Origin of the sequence: Aquipuribacter nitratireducens (genome assembly GCF_037860835.1) — a bacterium.
Lineage (GTDB): Bacteria > Actinomycetota > Actinomycetes > Actinomycetales > JBBAYJ01 > Aquipuribacter > Aquipuribacter nitratireducens.
This window is the reverse complement of record NZ_JBBEOG010000007.1, coordinates 1-17,648: the sequence shown is the minus strand read 5'-3', so window position 1 is coordinate 17,648 and position 17,648 is coordinate 1. Positions and strand designations below refer to the sequence as shown.

16 protein-coding genes are annotated in these 17,648 nt (G+C 74.2%); 11 read left to right on the top strand and 5 right to left on the bottom strand.

The features are described from left to right. Positions 1-38 precede the first annotated feature (38 nt). Complete coding sequence (locus tag WAB14_RS13310; RefSeq protein ID WP_340270467.1) at positions 39-1,694, bottom strand: glycoside hydrolase family 13 protein; 1,656 nt, start codon at positions 1,692-1,694, stop codon at positions 39-41. A gap of 109 nt (positions 1,695-1,803) precedes the next feature. Between WAB14_RS13310 and WAB14_RS13305 the strand changes: the two genes are divergently transcribed. From WAB14_RS13305 to WAB14_RS13260, 10 genes are all read left to right on the top strand, one after another. Then, the gene (locus WAB14_RS13305; protein ID WP_340270465.1) at positions 1,804-4,107 is read left to right on the top strand and encodes a chemotaxis protein CheA; all 2,304 of its coding nucleotides are present in this window, start codon (positions 1,804-1,806) and stop codon (positions 4,105-4,107) included. After that, positions 4,097-4,582 (top strand): chemotaxis protein CheW, encoded by a 486-nt coding sequence (locus tag WAB14_RS13300; protein WP_340270464.1) that lies wholly within the window; start codon positions 4,097-4,099, stop codon positions 4,580-4,582. Before WAB14_RS13305 ends, WAB14_RS13300 begins: the two co-directional genes overlap by 11 nt. A 57-nt stretch (positions 4,583-4,639) precedes the next feature. Continuing rightward, complete coding sequence (locus WAB14_RS13295; RefSeq protein ID WP_340270463.1) at positions 4,640-6,232, top strand: methyl-accepting chemotaxis protein; 1,593 nt, start codon at positions 4,640-4,642, stop codon at positions 6,230-6,232. 183 nt (positions 6,233-6,415) lie between these two features. Further along, the gene (locus WAB14_RS13290; RefSeq protein ID WP_340270462.1) at positions 6,416-7,387 is read left to right on the top strand and encodes a serine/threonine-protein kinase; all 972 of its coding nucleotides are present in this window, start codon (positions 6,416-6,418) and stop codon (positions 7,385-7,387) included. Between the two features lie 78 nt (positions 7,388-7,465). After that, entirely contained in the window at positions 7,466-8,641 is a 1,176-nt protein-coding gene (cheB, locus tag WAB14_RS13285; RefSeq protein ID WP_340270461.1) for a chemotaxis-specific protein-glutamate methyltransferase CheB, read from the top strand. Then, entirely contained in the window at positions 8,634-9,632 is a 999-nt protein-coding gene (locus WAB14_RS13280) for a CheR family methyltransferase (protein ID WP_340270460.1), read from the top strand. Before cheB ends, WAB14_RS13280 begins: the two co-directional genes overlap by 8 nt. Further along, complete coding sequence (locus WAB14_RS13275; protein ID WP_340270459.1) at positions 9,632-10,027, top strand: response regulator; 396 nt, start codon at positions 9,632-9,634, stop codon at positions 10,025-10,027. The genes WAB14_RS13280 and WAB14_RS13275 overlap by 1 nt, the downstream gene beginning before the upstream one ends. After that, the gene (locus WAB14_RS13270) at positions 10,024-10,527 is read left to right on the top strand and encodes a chemotaxis protein CheX (protein WP_340270458.1); all 504 of its coding nucleotides are present in this window, start codon (positions 10,024-10,026) and stop codon (positions 10,525-10,527) included. The genes WAB14_RS13275 and WAB14_RS13270 overlap by 4 nt, the downstream gene beginning before the upstream one ends. A 14-nt stretch (positions 10,528-10,541) precedes the next feature. Then, positions 10,542-10,901: a response regulator gene (locus tag WAB14_RS13265; protein WP_340270457.1), complete on the top strand. Its 360-nt coding sequence runs from the start codon at positions 10,542-10,544 to the stop codon at positions 10,899-10,901. After that, positions 10,898-11,413, top strand: coding sequence for a hypothetical protein (locus tag WAB14_RS13260; protein ID WP_340270456.1), 516 nt, complete (start codon positions 10,898-10,900; stop codon positions 11,411-11,413). The genes WAB14_RS13265 and WAB14_RS13260 overlap by 4 nt, the downstream gene beginning before the upstream one ends. Positions 11,414-11,449: 36 nt before the next feature. Here the strand turns inward: WAB14_RS13260 and WAB14_RS13255 are convergent, their stop codons facing one another. The 4 genes from WAB14_RS13255 to WAB14_RS13240 are packed head-to-tail and all read right to left on the bottom strand — an operon-like array spanning position 11,450 to position 16,564. Further along, on the bottom strand, positions 11,450-12,664 hold the full coding sequence (locus tag WAB14_RS13255) for a molybdopterin molybdotransferase MoeA (RefSeq protein ID WP_340270455.1): 1,215 nt from the start codon (positions 12,662-12,664) through the stop codon (positions 11,450-11,452). A 17-nt stretch (positions 12,665-12,681) separates the two neighbouring features. Further along, positions 12,682-15,012 carry an FdhF/YdeP family oxidoreductase gene (locus WAB14_RS13250; RefSeq protein WP_340270453.1) on the bottom strand — a complete coding sequence of 777 codons (2,331 nt, stop codon included), beginning with the start codon at positions 15,010-15,012 and terminating at the stop codon, positions 12,682-12,684. 35 nt (positions 15,013-15,047) lie between these two features. Next, the gene (locus tag WAB14_RS13245) at positions 15,048-15,176 is read right to left on the bottom strand and encodes an MFS transporter small subunit (RefSeq protein WP_340270451.1); all 129 of its coding nucleotides are present in this window, start codon (positions 15,174-15,176) and stop codon (positions 15,048-15,050) included. Positions 15,177-15,199: 23 nt separating this feature from the next. Continuing rightward, positions 15,200-16,564: an L-lactate MFS transporter gene (locus tag WAB14_RS13240; protein ID WP_340270449.1), complete on the bottom strand. Its 1,365-nt coding sequence runs from the start codon at positions 16,562-16,564 to the stop codon at positions 15,200-15,202. Between the two features lie 219 nt (positions 16,565-16,783). Here WAB14_RS13240 and fdhD point away from each other — a divergent pair, with 219 nt between their 5' ends. Next, entirely contained in the window at positions 16,784-17,584 is an 801-nt protein-coding gene (gene fdhD, locus WAB14_RS13235) for a formate dehydrogenase accessory sulfurtransferase FdhD (RefSeq protein ID WP_340270744.1), read from the top strand. The last annotated feature ends 64 nt before the right edge of the window (positions 17,585-17,648 follow it).

Genomic DNA, 17,648 nt, shown 5'->3' with positions numbered 1-17,648 from the left:
GCCCCCGGACCGGTCGGTCCCGGGGGCGTCGTCGCGTCTCAGGGCAGGAGCAGCCAGGCGGCCTCGTCCTGCTCGACGGCACCGCTCCCGCCGTGACGGGAGTGCAGGAGCAGGTCGCCGTGCCCGTCGAGCGGCACGGCGTCCGCGCCGAGGTTGACGACGCACGAGAAGCGCCCGCCGAGGCGGAACGCGACGGCGGCCTCGCCGAGGTCGAGCCACTCGAACGCGCCGGCACGCACGTCGCGGTGCTCCCGACGCAGCCGGAGCGCGTCCCGGTACAGCCGCAGCACCGAGCCCTGCTCGACGGACTGACGCTCCGCGGTGAGCGCGGCCCACGCCTCCGGCTGGGGGAGCCACGTCGCGACGCCCGGAGCGCTGAAGCCGAACGGCGGCTCGTCGCCGGACCACGGCAGCGGGACCCGGCACCCGTCGCGGCCGAGCTCGGTGCCGCCGCTCTGGCGGAAGACCGGGTCCTCCCGCACCTCGGGCGGCAGGTCGATGACCTCGGGCAGCCCGAGCTCCTCGCCCTGCCACAGGTACGCCGAGCCCGGCAGGCCCAGCAGGAGGAGGGCGGCGGCGCGGGCACGTCGGGTGCCGAGCCCGAGGTCGACGTCGTCCGGCCGCAGCCCGGCCTGGGCCCCGGTCCCGCGGGTCTGCTCGGCCCGCAGACCGAGGCGGGTGAGGTGGCGGACCTCGTCGTGGCTCGACAGCACCCACGTGGCGGCGGCGCCGACGGAGCCGTGCGACGCGAGCGTGCTGTCGACGACGTCCCGGAGGGCACCGGCTCGCCACGGGCACGTGAGGAAGTCGAAGTTGAAGGAGGCGTGGACCTCGTCCTCCCGCACGTACGCGGCGAGCGCGTCCGGTCCCGCGACCACCGCCTCCGCGACGAGGACGCGGTCGCCGTAGGAGTCGGCGACCCGGCGCCAGTGGCGCAGCACCTCGTGGACCTCCTCCCGGTCCCAGTAGGGGCTGTCGGTCCAGCTGCGCGTCTCGAAGCGGGCGCCGGGCTCGTGCCCCGCGTCCGGCAGGCCCGGTGCCTTGCCGAGGGCGGGGACGGCGTCGACCCGCAGCCCGTCGACCCCGCGGTCGAACCAGAACCGGAGGATGTCGTCGAACTCCTCGACGACATCCGGGTTCCGCCAGTCGAGGTCGGGCTGGCCCGGGGCGAAGATGTGGAGGTACCACTGCCCGGGTGAGCCGTCGGCGCGCGTGGTGCGCTCCCACGCGGAGCCGCCGAAGGCGCTGATCCAGTCGTTGGGCGGCTCGGAGCCGTCGGGTCCGCGGCCGTCGCGGAAGTAGTAGCGGTCCCTCGACGGGTGGCCGTCGGGTGCGGCGAGCGCCTCGACGAACCACGGGTGCTCGCGCGACGTGTGGTTCGGGACGATGTCGACGATCACGCGCAGGCCGAGGTCGTGCGCCTCGGCGATCACGGCGTCGGCGTCGGCGAGCGTCCCGAGCCGCGGGTCGACGTCCCGGTAGTCGCGGACGTCGTAGCCGCCGTCCTCCATGGGGGAGGGGTACCAGGGCGTGAGCCACAGCGCGTCGACGCCGAGGTCGCGCAGGTACGGCAGCCGCAGTCGAAGCCCCGCGAGGTCACCCACCCCGTCGTCGTCGCCGTCGGCGAAGCTCCGCGGGTACACCTCGTACACGACGGCGTCCCGCCACCACTGCTGCACGGCCTCATCGCTCATGATCGCCTCCTGGGCTCATCCTGCCCCGGCCGCTCAGGACGGCGCCACGGCTGCCGATCACTGTCCTTGCGCGGCCACGCGGGCCGCCCGGATCAGTGCAGGAGGTGCCGTGAGCGGCAGTTCTGACGGCATGGACGAGATCGTCCAGGAGTTCCTCGTCGAGTCGCACGAGAACCTCGACCAGCTGGACCGCGACTTCGTCGAGCTCGAGCGCTCGCCGGGCTCCCGCGACCTGCTCGCGAGCGTCTTCCGGACGATCCACACGATCAAGGGCACGAGCGGGTTCCTCTCCTTCGGCAACCTCGAGAAGGTCACCCACGTCGGGGAGAACCTCCTCGCGCAGCTGCGCGACGGCGACCGGGTGCTCGACGCCGCGACGACGGACGTGCTCCTGCGGATGGTCGACGCCGTCCGCGAGCTCCTCGCCCTCATCGAGGCGACGGGTGGCGACGCCGACGGCGACGTCGACGGGGTCGTGGACGCGGTCAAGGCCGTCCTCGACGGCACGAGCGCACCGGCCGTCGAGCCCGAGCCCGTGGCGATCGACCCCGAGCCCGTGGCGATCGACCCCGAGCCCGAACCGGTCGCCGTCGAGCCCGAGCGCGAGCCCGTCGTCGCACCGGTCGCGACCGCCGGCTCCGTCCCCGCCGAGCCCGCCGGCGACGAGCCCGCGACGGAGCAGAAGAAGCGCTCCGCCGTCGACGGGTCCATCCGCGTCGACGTCGACGTCCTCGAGAACCTCATGCAGCTCGTCGGCGAGCTCGTCCTCAGCCGCAACCAGATCCTCCAGCTCGCCGCCGAGTCCGCCGAGGCGGACCTCGTCCGCTCCGCGCACCGCCTCGACCTCATCTCCTCCTCCCTCCAGGAGGCGGTGATGAAGACGCGGATGCAGCCCATGGACTACCTGTGGGCGAAGCTGCCGCGCGTCGTCCGCGACCTGTCCGCGCAGTGCGGCAAGGAGGTCGACCTCGTGATGCACGGTCGCGAGACCGAGCTCGACCGCACGCTCCTCGACGCCGTCAAGGACCCGCTCACCCACCTCGTCCGCAACGCCGTCGACCACGGCATCGAGCGGCCCGGCGCCCGCGAGCAGGCCGGCAAGCCCCGCCGCGGCACCCTCACGCTGCGGGCGTACCACGAGTCCGGCCAGGTCGTGATGGAGATCGGCGACGACGGCAAGGGCCTCGACCCCGACGCCATCGGGCGCAAGGCCGTCGACAAGGGCCTCGTGAGCGCCGGCGAGCTCGCCGCCATGAGCCGCCGGCAGGTGCTCGACCTCATCTTCCGCCCCGGCTTCTCCACCGCCGAGGCCGTGACCAACGTCTCCGGCCGCGGTGTCGGGATGGACGTGGTCCGGACCAACATCGAGAAGATCGGCGGCAGCGTCGACCTCACGAGCACCCCCGGGCACGGCACCGTCTGCCGCGTCACGATCCCCCTCACCCTCGCGATCATCCCCGCGCTCATCGTCCGCCAGGGCGCCGAGCGGTACGCGATCCCGCAGGCCAACCTCCTCGAGCTCGTCCGGATGAACCCGGAGGACGCGACGAAGGGCGTCGAGTACGTCGCCGGCGTGCCGGTCCACCGCCTCCGCGGCCGGCTCCTGCCGCTGCTCGACCTCGGCGGGCAGCTCGGCGTCGAGTCGGTCGGTCGCGGCGACGCCGCGACCATCGCCGTCCTCCGCTCCGACACCGACGAGTTCGGGCTCGTCGTCGACGAGGTCGTCGAGACCCAGGAGATCGTCGTCAAGCCGCTCGGCGCGGCGCTCACGTCGCTGCAGGCCTTCGCCGGCGCCGCGGTCATGGGCGACGGGCGCATCGCCCTCATCCTCGACGTGCCCGGCCTCGCGGCCGCCGGCAACGTCGCCTCGACGAGCGCGAGCATCACCTCGACGCTGCGCGAGGAGGCCGGTCTCGGCGGGGCCGACAGCGACCTGCGCAGTCTCCTCGTCGTCCGCACCGAGGGCGCCCGCAACGTCGCCGTCCCGCTGGAGAAGGTGGCCCGTCTCGAGGAGGTCGAGGTCACCGCCCTCGAGCACGTCGGGTCGACGACCGTCATCCAGTACCGCGGCGACCTGCTGCCGATCGTCGAGCCCGACGGTGGCTACAGCAGCTACGGCGGCTACGGCGTCCCCGGTCAGGGCGAGGCGCCCGCGCAGGAGAGCCTCGTCGTCCCCACGGTCACGATCGTCGTCTACCAGCACGGCGCGCGCCTCGTCGGGCTCCGCGTCGCGGAGATCGTCGACATCGTCGAGGTCCCGCTCGTGCTGTCGCCCATCGGCGCCCGCGCCGGGAGCCTCGGCTCGCTCGTCGTCAACGGCAACATCACCGACGTCCTCGACGTCGCCGCGCTCGCCGCCCCCTTCGCCGCCGACGAGGCGGACGCCTACCTGGAGGACTCCCGTGCCCGTTGAGCAGCTGAGCGCGCCCCCGAGCGGGGCCGCCACCGACCGGGACACCGTCCAGTACTGCACGTTCTGGGTGGACGACCTCTACCTCGGCATCGACGCCCTCATGGTCCAGGAGGTGCTGCGCAACCCCGGCATCACCCCGGTGCCCCTCGCGCCGCCTGCCATCCGCGGCCTCATCAACCTGCGCGGCCAGATCGTCACGGCCGTCGACCTCGGCGCACGGCTCGGCCGCACCCCGACCGAGCGGCGGATGAACGTCGTCGTCCGCGCCGCCGAGGGCTCGGTGAGCCTGCTCGTCGACCGCATCGCCGACGTCGTCGAGGTCCCGCGCTCCGGCCACGAGGCCGTCCCGACGACGCTCACGGGCGTCGCGCGCGGCCAGCTGTCCGCGACGTGCCCGCTCGCCGACTCCCTGCTCCTCATCCTCGACGTCGCCCGGGTCACCGCCGTGCGGCCCGAGGGCGAAGGCAGCCGCTGACCCCCTCCACCACCGAACGACCCCCTCTGTCTTCAGCCCACACCCCAGGAGCCCCTCATGAGCACCCCGCAGGTCCGGCGCCGCCGGTCCTTCACCAGCTGGCCCCTCTCCCTCAAGCTCGGCACGCTCGTCGGCGTCGTCGTCGCGGTGCTGGTCGGCGTCGCCGTGAGCAACCAGCTCGTCAGCGACTACCGGACCGCCGTCAACCGCGAGTACCGCGAGCTCGAGCACGCGAAGGTGGCGTTCCTCCAGCTCGCCAACCGCGCGTCGGAGCACAAGTCGACCGCGTACGTCGCGGCCCTCGGCGGGGACCTCGCCGACGCCGACGCCTCCTTCGTCGAGGACCAGGCGACCGTGCACGCACTTCTCGAGGAGCTTCAGGGGCTCGTGCTGCCGCCGGCGGTCGAGGACCAGGTCGACGACCTCGACGAGGCGTTCGACACCTACCACGCCGAGGTCGGCACGTACCTCCAGCTCGCCGCCGGTGACCGCGGCGCCGCACAGTCCCAGTGGGCGCGCATCGACACCGCCGAGGACGTCATCGACACCGCCATGGACGAGGTCGACGTCGTCCTGACGGACGCCATCGACACCTCCCTCGCCACGACGTCCGGTCTCGGACACCTCACGGTCGTCATCCTGTGGATCAGCGTCGGTGTCGGCGTGGTGCTCGTAGCGGCCACCAGCTTCCTCGTGTACCGGGTGACGGCACCGCCGCTCTCTGCCACGGTCGCCTCCCTCGAGACCCTCGCCACCGGTGACCTCCGGGTGTCCTCCGACGTGGAGCGCACCGACGAGGTCGGTCGAATCGCCCGCGCCGTCAACGCCCTCGCGGCCACGCTCCGCGCCTCCCTCGGTGAGGTCCAGCGCGGCTCCGGTGCGCTGTCGGCGGCCGCGGGCCAGCTCGACGGCGTCTCCACCGAGGTCGCCGCGGCGGCCGAGGAGTCCTCGCAGCAGGCGAACGTCGTCGCCGCCGCCGCCGAGCAGGTCACCCGCAACGTCCAGACCGTCGCCGCCGGCGTCGAGGAGATGGGCCAGTCCATCCGGGAGATCGCGCAGAACGCGCAGGAGGCCGCCACGGTCGCCGGCGACGCCGTGAGCGTCGCGGGCGAGGCCGGCCAGATCGTCGCCCGGCTCGGCGAGTCCAGCCAGCTCATCGGCGAGGTCGTCCGGGTCATCACCTCGATCGCGGAGCAGACCAACCTCCTCGCCCTCAACGCGACGATCGAGGCCGCCCGGGCCGGCGAGGCCGGCAAGGGCTTCGCCGTCGTCGCGACCGAGGTCAAGGAGCTCGCCACCCAGACGGGCAAGGCCACCGACGACATCGCGAAGCGCGTCACCGCCATCCAGTCCGACTCCGCCGACGTCGTGTCCGCCATCGAGCGGATCGAGACGACCATCGGCCGGATCCACGACATCCAGACCACCATCGCCTCCGCCGTCGAGGAGCAGACCGCGACGACGGGCGAGATGGGGCGGTCCCTGTCGGAGGCCGCGGCGGGCTCGTCGGAGATCGGGTCCGGCATCAGCGCCGTCGCCACCGCGGCGGAGCAGTCGAGCGCGCAGGCCCAGACGAGCGCCTCGCACACCCGGGAGCTCACGGCCCTCAGCGAGCAGCTGACCGCGACGGTGCGGCGCTTCACGCTCTGATCCGGCTCGCCACGACGCCCCCGGCCGACCCGCGGCCGGGGGCGTCGGCGTGCACGCTCCGCGAACGCACGCACACGCACGCCGACCTCGTCACCCGCGGGGAGCACCCGTGCGGGTGCGGCCGGCCACGACCACGCGACCGGCGGATGACCGGTGTCCGGCCCCGGGGACAGGATGGCCGTCGTGGCCTACTCCCTCACGAGCGCCAGCGCCCTCGGCCTCGACCTCGTGCGCACCCCGGGGGGCGGCGCCGTCGCGCGTCTCCTCGGTCAGGGACTGCTCGTGGAGCCTGGCGCGGCGCCCGTGCCGGCGACCGCGACAGGCGCGGGGCAGGACCCCGCGGGGGCCCGCGCCGCGGCGCTCCGCCTCCTCGGGGAGCGCGCCACCGTCCCGGCCGTCGACGTCCGTGACGACGTGGTCGAGAGCCGGTCGCCGGGGACGCCGGCGCGCCCGGTGAGCGTCGAGGAGCTCGCGGAGACGCTCACGGCGTCCCTTCGCCGGGCGCGCCGCGACCTCCAGGCCGTGAGCCTCGGCACCGTCGAGGACCTCCTCGCGCTCGCCCGGTCGCTCCCCGTCGACGCGACCGGCCGCTCGGGCACGGGGGCGCCGCACGAGGCCGCGGCCGGGCTGGCCGTGCGCGAGGCCTCGGACGTGCGGCTCGGCGCCGCCCTGGCCGACGGGGTGCTCGCGGAGCTCCTGCTCGGCTGCGGCGACCCCGCCCTCGCCCCGCTCGCGCGGGAGCTGCTGCGGCCCACCGTCGGCGGTGACCTGCTGCCGCCCGTCGACTCACCCGGCGACGCCGTCGAGGTGCCCGCGGCCGCCTCGCTGCTGCGGCAGGTCGCCGCCGCGCGCCCCGAGGCCCTCCGCACGCCCGACCGGCCCGTCCCCGCGGTGTGGGCCCGTCACGTCCACGACGCGACGTGGGCCATCGAGATCACCGGCCGCACCCGCACGGCCGCGCTCGCCCAGCTCGACCTCGTCCGCGCCCTCCACCGCGCCGGGGTCACCCCCGCGGAGGCGGCCGCGGGCGTGTGGAACACGTGCAGCGGTGCCGTCCAGGCGCTCGTCGTCGCCGACGTCCTGCCCGACGACGTGTTCGAGGTCCTCGTCGCCGATCTGCTCGACGCGCTCGACGAGGCATCAGGTCCGGCCTAGACCTGCCGATCTCCTCACACGACACCCCCTCTCGGGGTGACGTGAGCAGCGCCCGTGCGGGCGCCGGACGGAGGTCGTGTGAGCAGCCCTCGCATCCGTGTCGTCGTGGTCGACGACTCGGTCGTCGTGCGCCGCCTGGTCTCCGACGTCCTCGCCTCCGACCCGGAGGTCGAGGTCGTCGCGACCTGCTCCAACGGCCGGCTCGGTGCCGACGCCGTGCGGCGCCTTCGCCCCGACGTCGTGACGATGGACATCGAGATGCCCGTCATGGACGGCATCCAGGCCGTCCGCGAGATCCGCACGACGGACCGCCTCACCCCGATCATCATGTTCAGCACGCTCACGGAGCGCGGCGCGCGGGCGACGTTCGACGCCCTCGACGCGGGCGCCACCGACTACGTGACGAAGCCCGGCCAGGCCTCCGCCGTCGGCTCCGGCCTCGACCAGGTCCGTGCCGAGCTGCTGCCCCGGGTCCGGGCGCTCGCCGGTCGCCGCCGGCAGCCGGGCACGCAGCTGCGCCGTTCGGCCCTGCGGCCCGCCGGTTCGCCACTCCTGGCCTCACCCGCCGCCCGGGCCGTCCCGCCGCTGCCGCGACAGGGCCCGCCCCGCACCCTCGTGCGACGACCGCAGCTCGTCGCCGTCGGGTCGTCCACCGGTGGGCCGGAGGCCCTGTCGAAGGTCATCGGTTCGCTGCCGCCGTCCTTCCCTGTGCCGGTCGTCGTCGTCCAGCACATGCCGGCGGAGTTCACGCAGCTGCTCGCCGAGCGGCTCGACCGCACGTGCGCCGTCCGGGTCCTCCACGCCGAGGACGGGCAGCGCCTCGATCCCGGCACCGTCGTCGTCGCCCGCGGCGGCCGGCACCTCGAGGTCGTCCGCGACGCCGGGGTGCTCCGCACCCGGCTGAGCGACGCCCCGCCGGAGAACTTCTGCCGTCCCGCGGTCGACGTGCTCTTCCGCTCCGTCGCGCGCGCCGTGCACGGGCAGTGCCTCGCCGTCGTCCTCACGGGGATGGGCTCCGACGGGACCGCCGGGGCGGCGGACCTCGCCGCCGCAGGAGCCCCGCTGTGGGCGCAGGACGAGGCGTCGAGCGTGGTGTGGGGCATGCCCGGCAGCCTCGTGGGAGCCGGGCTCGCCGACGCGGTCCTCCCGCTGCCCGACATCGGTCCCGCGGTCGTCCGCGCCGTGGTCTCCCAGCCCGGTGCCGTGCCACCGCTCCGTGCGGTGACCCCGGTCTCCGGAGGTCGGCATGCCTGACAGCCGACCGGCCATGAGTCCCGCCGACGCCATCTGGGTGCGCGAGCTCGTGCGCCGCCGCTCCGCGATCGTCCTCGACGAGTCCAAGCAGTACCTCATCGACACCCGGCTCGCGCCCATCGTCCGCAGCGAGGGCCTCGGCGGTGTCGGGGAGCTCGTCGCCCGAGCCCGCGCCGGGGACCGGCGCGTCGTCGGGCTCGTCGTCGACGCGATGACGACGAACGAGACGTCGTGGTTCCGTGACAACGGCCCCTTCGAGCTGCTGCGGACCGCCGTGCTGCCCTACCTCGTGCGCGCCCGCGGCTCCGAGCGGCGCCTGCGCATCTGGTCCGCGGCGTGCTCCTCCGGCCAGGAGGCGTACTCCGTCGCGATGCTGTGCACGGAGGTCGTGCCGCCGGGCTGGTCGGTGGAGATCATCGGGACCGACCTGTCGCCGGCGATGGTGGCGCGTGCCCGCGAGGGTCGCTTCTCCCAGCTCGAGGTCAACCGCGGCCTGCCGGCCAGCCACCTCGTGCGGTGGTTCACCCGCGACGGCGCCCACTGGCGCGTCGCGCCCGAGCTGCAGCGCATGACGAGCTTCCGCGAGGGCAACCTCGCCGAGCCCTTCACCGACCTCGGCCGCTTCGACGTCGTGCTGCTGCGCAACGTCCTCATCTACTTCGACGGCGCGACGAAGGTCGACATCCTCCGCCGCGTGCGCGGGGTCACCCGCCCCGACGGCGTCCTGCTCCTCGGGGCCGCCGAGTCCGCCCTGGGGCTCGACGTCGGCTGGAACCGGGAGACGGTCGCGGGCTCGTCCGTCCTGCGTCAGGACGGCGCCCCGTCCCTGTCGACGACCCGCGCCGTGCCGTCCCTGCCGCCGGCGGGTGGTGTCCGCCCGCCGCTGCCCCGCCAGGCGCCGGGCACCCGACCCCTCGTGGGTGCCCCGAAACCCGTCCGTCCCCTCCCGACCACCCGCACCAGGACCCACCTCAGCCCCGGAGGCCGCTGATGCTCGCCCTCGTCGTCGACGACTCCCGCGCCATGCGGCGCATCGTCTCCGCCATCGTCGGCCCGCTCGGGTTCACCCCGGTCGAGGCGGACAACGGCGCCAGCGCCCTCGCCGAGCTCGAACGGCTCACGGCCGAGGGGACGGTGCCCGCCCTCGCGTGCATCGACTGGAACATGCCCGTCATGGACGGCCTCCAGCTCGTCCAGGCCGTCCGCAGCGACCCCCGGTGGCGGGGCGTCACGCTCATGATGGTGACGACGGAGTCCGAGCACTCGCAGATCGTCCGCGCGCTCGCCGCCGGCGCCCACGAGTACCTCATCAAGCCCTTCACGGCCGACGCGCTGGCGGACAAGCTCCGCTACCTCGGCCTGGTGCCCGCCGAGGTCGGGGCGTGAGCGGCGCCGTCGCGCTCGTCGACGTCGTCGACGCCGCCGTCGTCACCGAGCTCACGCAGGCCGTGTGGGCGTCCTTCGTCGACGACGAGGTCGAGCTCGACGAGGCGTTCGAGGTGCCGTCGGACGCCGACCTGGCGGACGCCCTCGTCGGGCGGATCGCCATCGAGGGGCCCGCCGCCGCCGTCGTGCAGGTCGTGCTGCCGGAGGCCGCCGCCCGTGCCGCCGCCTCGCGCATGCTCGCCCTGGACCCCGACGACGTCGACGAGGCCGACGTCGCCGACGCCACGGGTGAGATCACGAACATGGTCGGCGGCAACCTCAAGGCCGTCCTCGTCGGCGAGCACCGGCTCGGCCTGCCCGCCGTCACGCGCGGCACGTCCGGCCCGCGCGCCGGCACCGTCCTCGCCCCCCTGTGGTGGGGCGAGCACCTCCTCCTCGTCCGCGTCGACGCCCTCCCCGGTGCCGACGCGACCGCCGTCCCCCACCCCCGTCACCCCTGAGGGAGCAGCCCACCATGAAGGTCCTCGTCTGCGACGACTCCCGCGTCATGCGGCAGATCGTCGTCCGCACCCTGCGGCAGGCCGGCTTCGAGGGCCTCGACATCGTCGAGGCCACGAACGGCGCCGAGGGGCTCGACGTGGTCGCGAGCGAGCAGCCCGACCTCGTCCTGTCCGACTGGAACATGCCCGAGCTCACCGGCATCGACTTCCTCACGCACCTGCGGGCGCGCGGGGACGCGACGCCGTTCGGGTTCGTCACGAGCGAGGGCTCCTCGGAGATGCGCGACCGCGCGGCCGCCGCGGGGGCGCTGTTCCTCATCGCGAAGCCGTTCGACGCCGACACGTTCGCCGACACGCTGGCAGGTGTGCTGTGAGCCTCGTCCTCAACCGCCCCACCGGGCCCGCGCCGGTGCCGGTGCCGCACCTCAAGGCCGTCAAGGACCTCTTCGAGGGCCTCACCGGCCGCGACGTCGAGATCGCCTCCGGCGCCGACCCCGTCGCCGTCGGCGGCGCGAGCGGCAGCCTCGTCGGGCTGTACGTCGACGCGTCGATGGAGACCCGGGCCCTCGTGATGTTCGACGTCGCGCTCGCCGCGTACTCCGGCGCCGCCCTCGGGCTGCTGCCGCCCGGTGCGGCGCAGGACGCCGTCGATGCGGGTGCCCTCACCGAGACCCTCGTGGAGAACTGCTCGGAGGTGCTCAACGTGTTCGCGTCGCTGTTCAACGTGCCGAACGCGCCGCACCTCAAGCTGTACTCGGTGATCGGCCCGGACGACGAGCTGCGCGCGGACGTCCGCGAGCTCGCCGTGCGGGCCGCGCCCCGCGACGACATCGCGCTCGAGATCGCGCGGTACGGCCGGGGTCGGCTCAGCGTCGTCGTGCGCTGACCGCCGCGGCTCCTCGCGCCGTTCGGGGGCAGCGGCTCAGGGCAGCGGCAGCAGCTCGACGAGGTCCTGAGGCCCGGCGCCCGGCGGCACCACGGCGACGGCGTCGGCGAGCGCGAGGCCCCACAGCTGGGCGGGCCCGGCCGGCCCGGCCGCCTCGACGGTCCCGGGCTCGGTGCCCCGGCGCACCGGCACGAGCGAGGTGACGGGGCGTCCGGAGGGCACCGCGCCCACGAGCCGGACCCGGGCCGCGGGCGGGCCGACGCGACCCGTCATCCCGTCGAGCACCGGGCCCAGCAGGAGCAGGAGCGCGGCGACGGCCGCGAGCGGGTTGCCCGGCAGGCCCACGAGCGGGCGGCCGTCGGGCAGCACCGCGAGCAGCTGCGGGTGGCCTGGCCGCACGGCGACCCCGTCGACGACGAGGGACGCCCCGATGTCACCGAGCCACGCATGCAGGTGGTCCGCGGGCCCAGCGCCGGCCATGCCGCACGTCACGACGACGTCGGCGTCCGTCGCCAGCAGGGAGTCGAGCGCGGCGCCGAGCGCACGGGCGTCGTCACCGCTGCGACGCGCCTCGACCGGCCGTCCTCCGAGGTGCTCGACGAGGCCGGGCAGCAGCGGCCCGACGGCGTCGCGCACCTGCCCGGGCCGCGGCACGCCGGACGTCACGAGCTCGTCACCGGTCAGCAGCGCGCCCACCCGGGGGCGGCGGCGCACGGTGAGGGAGTCGGCACCCGCGCTCGCCGCGAGCCCGAGGACGGCGGCGCTCACGGGCACACCGGCGTCGAGCAGCACCGTGCCCGCCGTGACCTGCTCCCCGCGGCGCCGCACGTGCCGCCGGGACGGCCACGGGCCGGTGAGCGCGACCCGGCTCCCGTCGACGGTGACGTCCTCGATCGGCAGCACGCGCTCCGTGCCGGCCGGCACGGGGGCACCCGTCGCGACCTCGGCCGCCTCCCCGGGCGTGAGCGCCCGCCGCGCGACGGCGCCCGCGAGCACCCGGTCGACGACGCTCCACGGGCCCTCGCCGCGGACCGCGAAGCCGTCCATCGCCGAGCTGTCGACCGACGGGGCGTCGGAACGCGCGACGAGCGGCGCGGCGAGCACCGTCCCTCCGCACTCGTCGAGGGGCAGCGGGGCGGGCGGCAGCAGCCGCGCGGCACCGGCGTCGTGGGCCAGCCGCCGCGCGGTCGGGACGTCGACCCCGTCGGCGTGGCGGTGGGCGTGCGCCCCTCCTGTCGCCGCGTCCGCCACGACCGTCATGGTCGCGGTCAGGTGGACGCGCCGACAGCCGTCGCGACCGCCGCGCCGGCCGGCGCCGCGTCGCGTGCGACGAGCCGCACGACGAGCGACTTGCTCGCGGGCGTCCGGCTCACGTCGGCCTTGTGGTCCAGCGGCACGAGGACGTTCGTCTCCGGGTAGTACGCGGCGGCGCAGCCGCGGGCGGTGTCGTACTCGACGACGCGGAAGTTCTCCGCGACCCGCTCGCCGTCGGCGTACTCCGAGACGATGTCCACGTGCTGGCCGTCGACCAGTCCCTGCACCGCGAGGTCGGCGGGGTTGACGAACACGACGCGTCGCCCGCCCTTGATGCCGCGGTAGCGGTCGTCGAGGCCGTAGATCGTCGTGTTGAACTGGTCGTGGCTGCGCAGCGTCTGCAGGAGGAGCCGGCCCTCCGGCACCTTCGGGTAGTAGAGCTCGTTCGCCGTGAACGTCGCGCGACCGGACGCGGTGTTCCAGCGGCGCTCGCGCGCGGCGTGGGGGAGCGTGAACCCACCCGGGTGCTCGATCTTCTTCTCGTAGTCGTCGAAGCCCGGCACCACCCGCGAGATGGCGGCGCGGATCGTCCGGTAGTCCGCCTCGAACCCGGCCCAGTCGGCTGCGAGCCGGTCGCCGAGGACCTCCCGCGCGAGCCGGCAGATGATGGCGACCTCGCTCAGCAGGTGCGGCGACGCCGGCTTCAGGGTGCCGCGGCTCGCGTGGACGGCGCTCATCGAGTCCTCGACCGTGACGACCTGCTCGCCGGCCTGCTGCACGTCCCGCTCGGTGCGCCCGAGCGTCGGCAGGATCAGCGCGACCTCGCCGACGACCGCGTGGGAGCGGTTGAGCTTCGTCGACACCTGGACCGTCATCGCGCACGACCGCAGCGCCCGCTCCGTCACGGCGGAGTCCGGTGTGGCACGGACGAAGTTGCCACCCATGCCCATGAAGAAGCGGGCGCGCCCGTCGCGCATCGCCTCGATGGCCGCGACCGTGTCGTAACCGTGGACGCGCGGGGAGGTGAAGCGGAACTCCTCGTCGATGCGGTCGTGGAACCACTCCGGCATCCGCTCGAAGATCCCCATCGTGCGGTCGCCCTGGACGTTGCTGTGACCGCGGACGGGGCAGACGCCGGCGCCGGGACGTCCGAGGTTGCCCTGGAGCAGGAGGACGTTGACCACCTCCCGCAGCGTCGCGACGGAGTGCCGGTGCTGGGTGAGGCCCATCGCCCAGCAGACGATCGTGCGGCGGCTGCTCTCGAAGCGGTCGGCGAGCTGCTCGATCGCGGCGCGGGTGAGGCCGGTCGCGGCGAGGACGTCGGCCCAGACGAGCGTCGCGGCCTGGGCACGGTAGTCCTCGAAGCCGCTCGTGTGCTGCTCGACGAACGAGCGGTCGACGACACTGCCCGGGCGCTCGGCCTCCCGCTCGAGCAGCAGCGCCCCGACGGCCTGGAACAGGGCCATGTCGCCGCCGACGCGGACCTGGAGGAAGTCGTCGGCGAGCTGTGCGCCCTTGACGACGCCGACGGGCGACTGCGGGTTGCGGAACTCCATGAGCCCCGCCTCGGGCAGCGGGTTGACCGCGACGACGACGGCGCCGTTCTTCTTCGCCTTCTCCAGCGCGCTCAGCATGCGCGGGTGGTTCGTGCCCGGGTTCTGCCCCGCCACGACGATGAGGTCGGCCTCGTGGAGGTCGTCGAGCTGGACCGAGCCCTTGCCGACGCCGATGGTCTCGCTGAGCGCGGACCCGCTCGACTCGTGGCACATGTTCGAGCAGTCCGGGAGGTTGTTCGTGCCGAACCCGCGCACGAACAGCTGGTAGAGGAACGCCGCCTCGTTCGAGGTGCGCCCCGAGGTGTAGAAGACGGCCTCGTCGGGGTCGTCGAGGGAGCGCAGCCGGTCCCCGATCGTGCGGAGCGCCTCGTCCCACGACAGCGGCTCGTAGTGCAGGGACCCGGCGCGCTTGATGACGGGGTGGGTGAGGCGCCCCTGCTGCCCGAGCCACCAGTCCGACTTCTCCGCGAGCTCGTCGACGCTGTGCTCGCGGAAGAAGTCGGGTCCGACGCGGCGGACCGTCGCCTCCTCGGCGACGGCCTTGGCGCCGTTCTCGCAGAACTCGGCCGGGGAGCGGTGGTCGGGGTCCGGCCACGCGCAGCCCGGGCAGTCGAAGCCGTGCTTCTGGTTGAGGAGGGGGAGGGTGCGGACCGTCCGGCCCGTCCCCATCTGCTTCCACGAGATCTCGAGGGCGTGGTAGACCCCGGGCACCCCCGCCGCCCACGTCTTCGGGTGGGTGACGGACATCCCGTCGTCGGTGAAGTCCTCGCGCGGTGCTCGGGTCGCCACGGTCCTCTGCCTCTCTCGTCGCGGTGGTGCGCGGGTCAGGCGAACAGCTGGGTCACCCGGCTGACGGTCTCGGCCACGCCGTAGACCAGGCCGGCGCTCACCACGACCCAGAGGAACACGGCCGCGGTCCGCTCGCCGCTCGAGGCGCTGCTGTCGGTGCTCATCGTCGTCTCCTGTCCGTCGGGTCTCAGCGCTCGCCGGCGAGGGCGACGTCGTCGCGCTCGGCGGGCGCCCGGGTGGGCTCGTGGAAGCGGGTCGCGACCGGTCGCACGAGCAGGTTCGCGACGAACCCGACGACCAGCACGCTGACCATGATGTAGAGCGAGAGGAGGTACAGGTCCGCGCCCTCCGCACCGCGCGCGGTCTGCACGTCCTGGATGCCGCTCACGATGTACGGCCCGGCGATACCGGCCGCGGACCACGCCGTGAGGAGCCGGCCGTGGATGGCGCCCACCTGCAACCCGCCGAAGAGGTCCTTGAGGTAGGCGGGGATGGTCGCGAAGCCGCCGCCGTAGAAGCTGAGGATGACGATCGTCAGCAGCACGAACAGCACCAGCGACGACGGCCCGAAGAGGGCGACGCCGAGGTACAGGAGCGCGCCGACGCCGAGGTACATCATGTACGTGTTCTTGCGGCCGATGACGTCCGACGTCGACGACCACACGATCCGGCCGGCCATGTTCGCCAGGCTCAGGAGGCTGACGAATCCCGCGGCCGCGGCGGCCTCGACGCCGGAGAACGCCTGCACCATCGGTGAGGCCTGGGCGAGGATCCCGATGCCCGCGGTCACGTTGCAGAAGAGCACGACCCACAGCAGCCAGAACTGGGGGGTGCGGATGGCGTTGCGGGCGGTGACGTCTGCGGTGGTCCGCATGCTCGGCTGCCCGGTCGCCGCGGGAGGCGTGTACCCGGCGGGCCGCCAGTCCGCTGCCGGGACACGGACGACGTACGCCCCGAGCGCCATGAGGACGAGGTACGCGACGCCGAGGGTGAGGAAGGTCGGCACGAGGCCGGCGACGAGGTCGCCGTCGCCGTAGGCGTTGAGCAGGCGGCTGCTCAGCGGGCTCGCGATGAGCGCGCCGCCGCCGAAGCCCATGATCGCCAGTCCGGTCGCGAGGCCCGGGCGGTCCGGGAACCACTTGATGAGGGTCGACACGGGGGAGATGTAGCCGAGTCCGAGCCCGATGCCGCCGAGCACCCCGTAGCCGACGTACACCAGCCACAGCTGGCCGCTCGCGATGCCGAGCGCGCTCACGAGGAACCCGAGCACCCAGGCGGTGGCGGACGCGGCCATCGTCTTGCGGGGGCCGTTGCGCTCGACCCACGTGCCGCCGAAGGCGGCGGTGAGCCCGAGCATGACGATGGCGATGGAGAAGATGGTGGAGACGGCCGTCGCGCTCGCGTCGAACCGCTCTTCGAGCGGCACGTTGAAGACGCTGAAGGCGTACACCTGGCCGATCGACAGGTGGACGGCGAGGGCCGCCGGCGGGACGAGCCAGCGGTTGAAGCCGGGTCCCGCGATCGTCCGTTCGCGGTCGAGCACTCGAAGCATCGTCGCTCCTCCAAGGGGGTCATCTCTGACGCCGAATCACTGGCACGTGTGGCTCGACGTTCAACTACCCAGGGATAGGCGAGGCGACACGTGATCGCCAACCGGACGAGTGTCCGTGCGACGAACGGTCGGTCCGGTACGACGAACGGTCGGTCGGCAGCGACAGCGACGCTCCCGCCAGGCGGACGCGGGACGAGTGCGGATACTGGGCCGGTGCCCATGACGGTGAGGCGGCGGGTGGTCCGCCACGACACGACGCACGGGACCACCTCGGCCCGGCCGGACTCCCTCGCCGTGGAGGAGCCGCTGGAGATCCGCCTCGCCGGGCGCCCCTTCAGCGTGACGATGCGGACCCCTGGTCACGACATCGACCTCGCGATCGGCTTCCTCGTCGGGGAGGGCGTCGTCGCAGCGGCGGACGACGTCGCGAGCGTGCAGGCGATGGGGGCCGCGGTCGACGTCCGCCTGGCGCCGCACGTGCCGCCACCGGACCCCTCGCTCGAGCGGCACGTCTTCACGACGTCCGCCTGCGGGGTGTGCGGCAGTGCGTCGCTCGAGGCGGTCGACAAGGTCGCCCGCTTCGACGTCGCGGTCGACGACGTCCGCGTCGAGCCCGCCGTCCTGGCCTCGCTGCCGGACACCCTCCGTGAGGCGCAGGCCGCCTTCGCGAGCACCGGCGGGGTGCACGCGGCGGGCCTGTTCACGGCCGACGGCGAGCTCGTCGTCCTGCGGGAGGACGTCGGCCGGCACAACGCCGTCGACAAGGTCGTCGGCTGGGCGCTGCGCGAGGGCCGGCTGCCGCTCGCCGGGCACGTGCTCCAGGTGAGCGGACGGGCCTCGTTCGAGCTCGTCCAGAAGGCCCGCCTCGCCGGGGTCCCGCTGCTGACGGCCGTGTCCGCCCCGTCGTCGCTCGCGGTCGAGCTCGCTGCGGACGCGGGCATGACGCTCGTCGGGTTCAGCCGGCAGGGGCGCTTCACCGTCTACACCGGCGAGCGGCGCGTGACCGGTCTCGGCGGCTAGTTGTGATGCCCAGGGAGGTTGTACCGCTGGTGTTCGGTGAGCCTGGCTGACAGGCGAGGCCTCC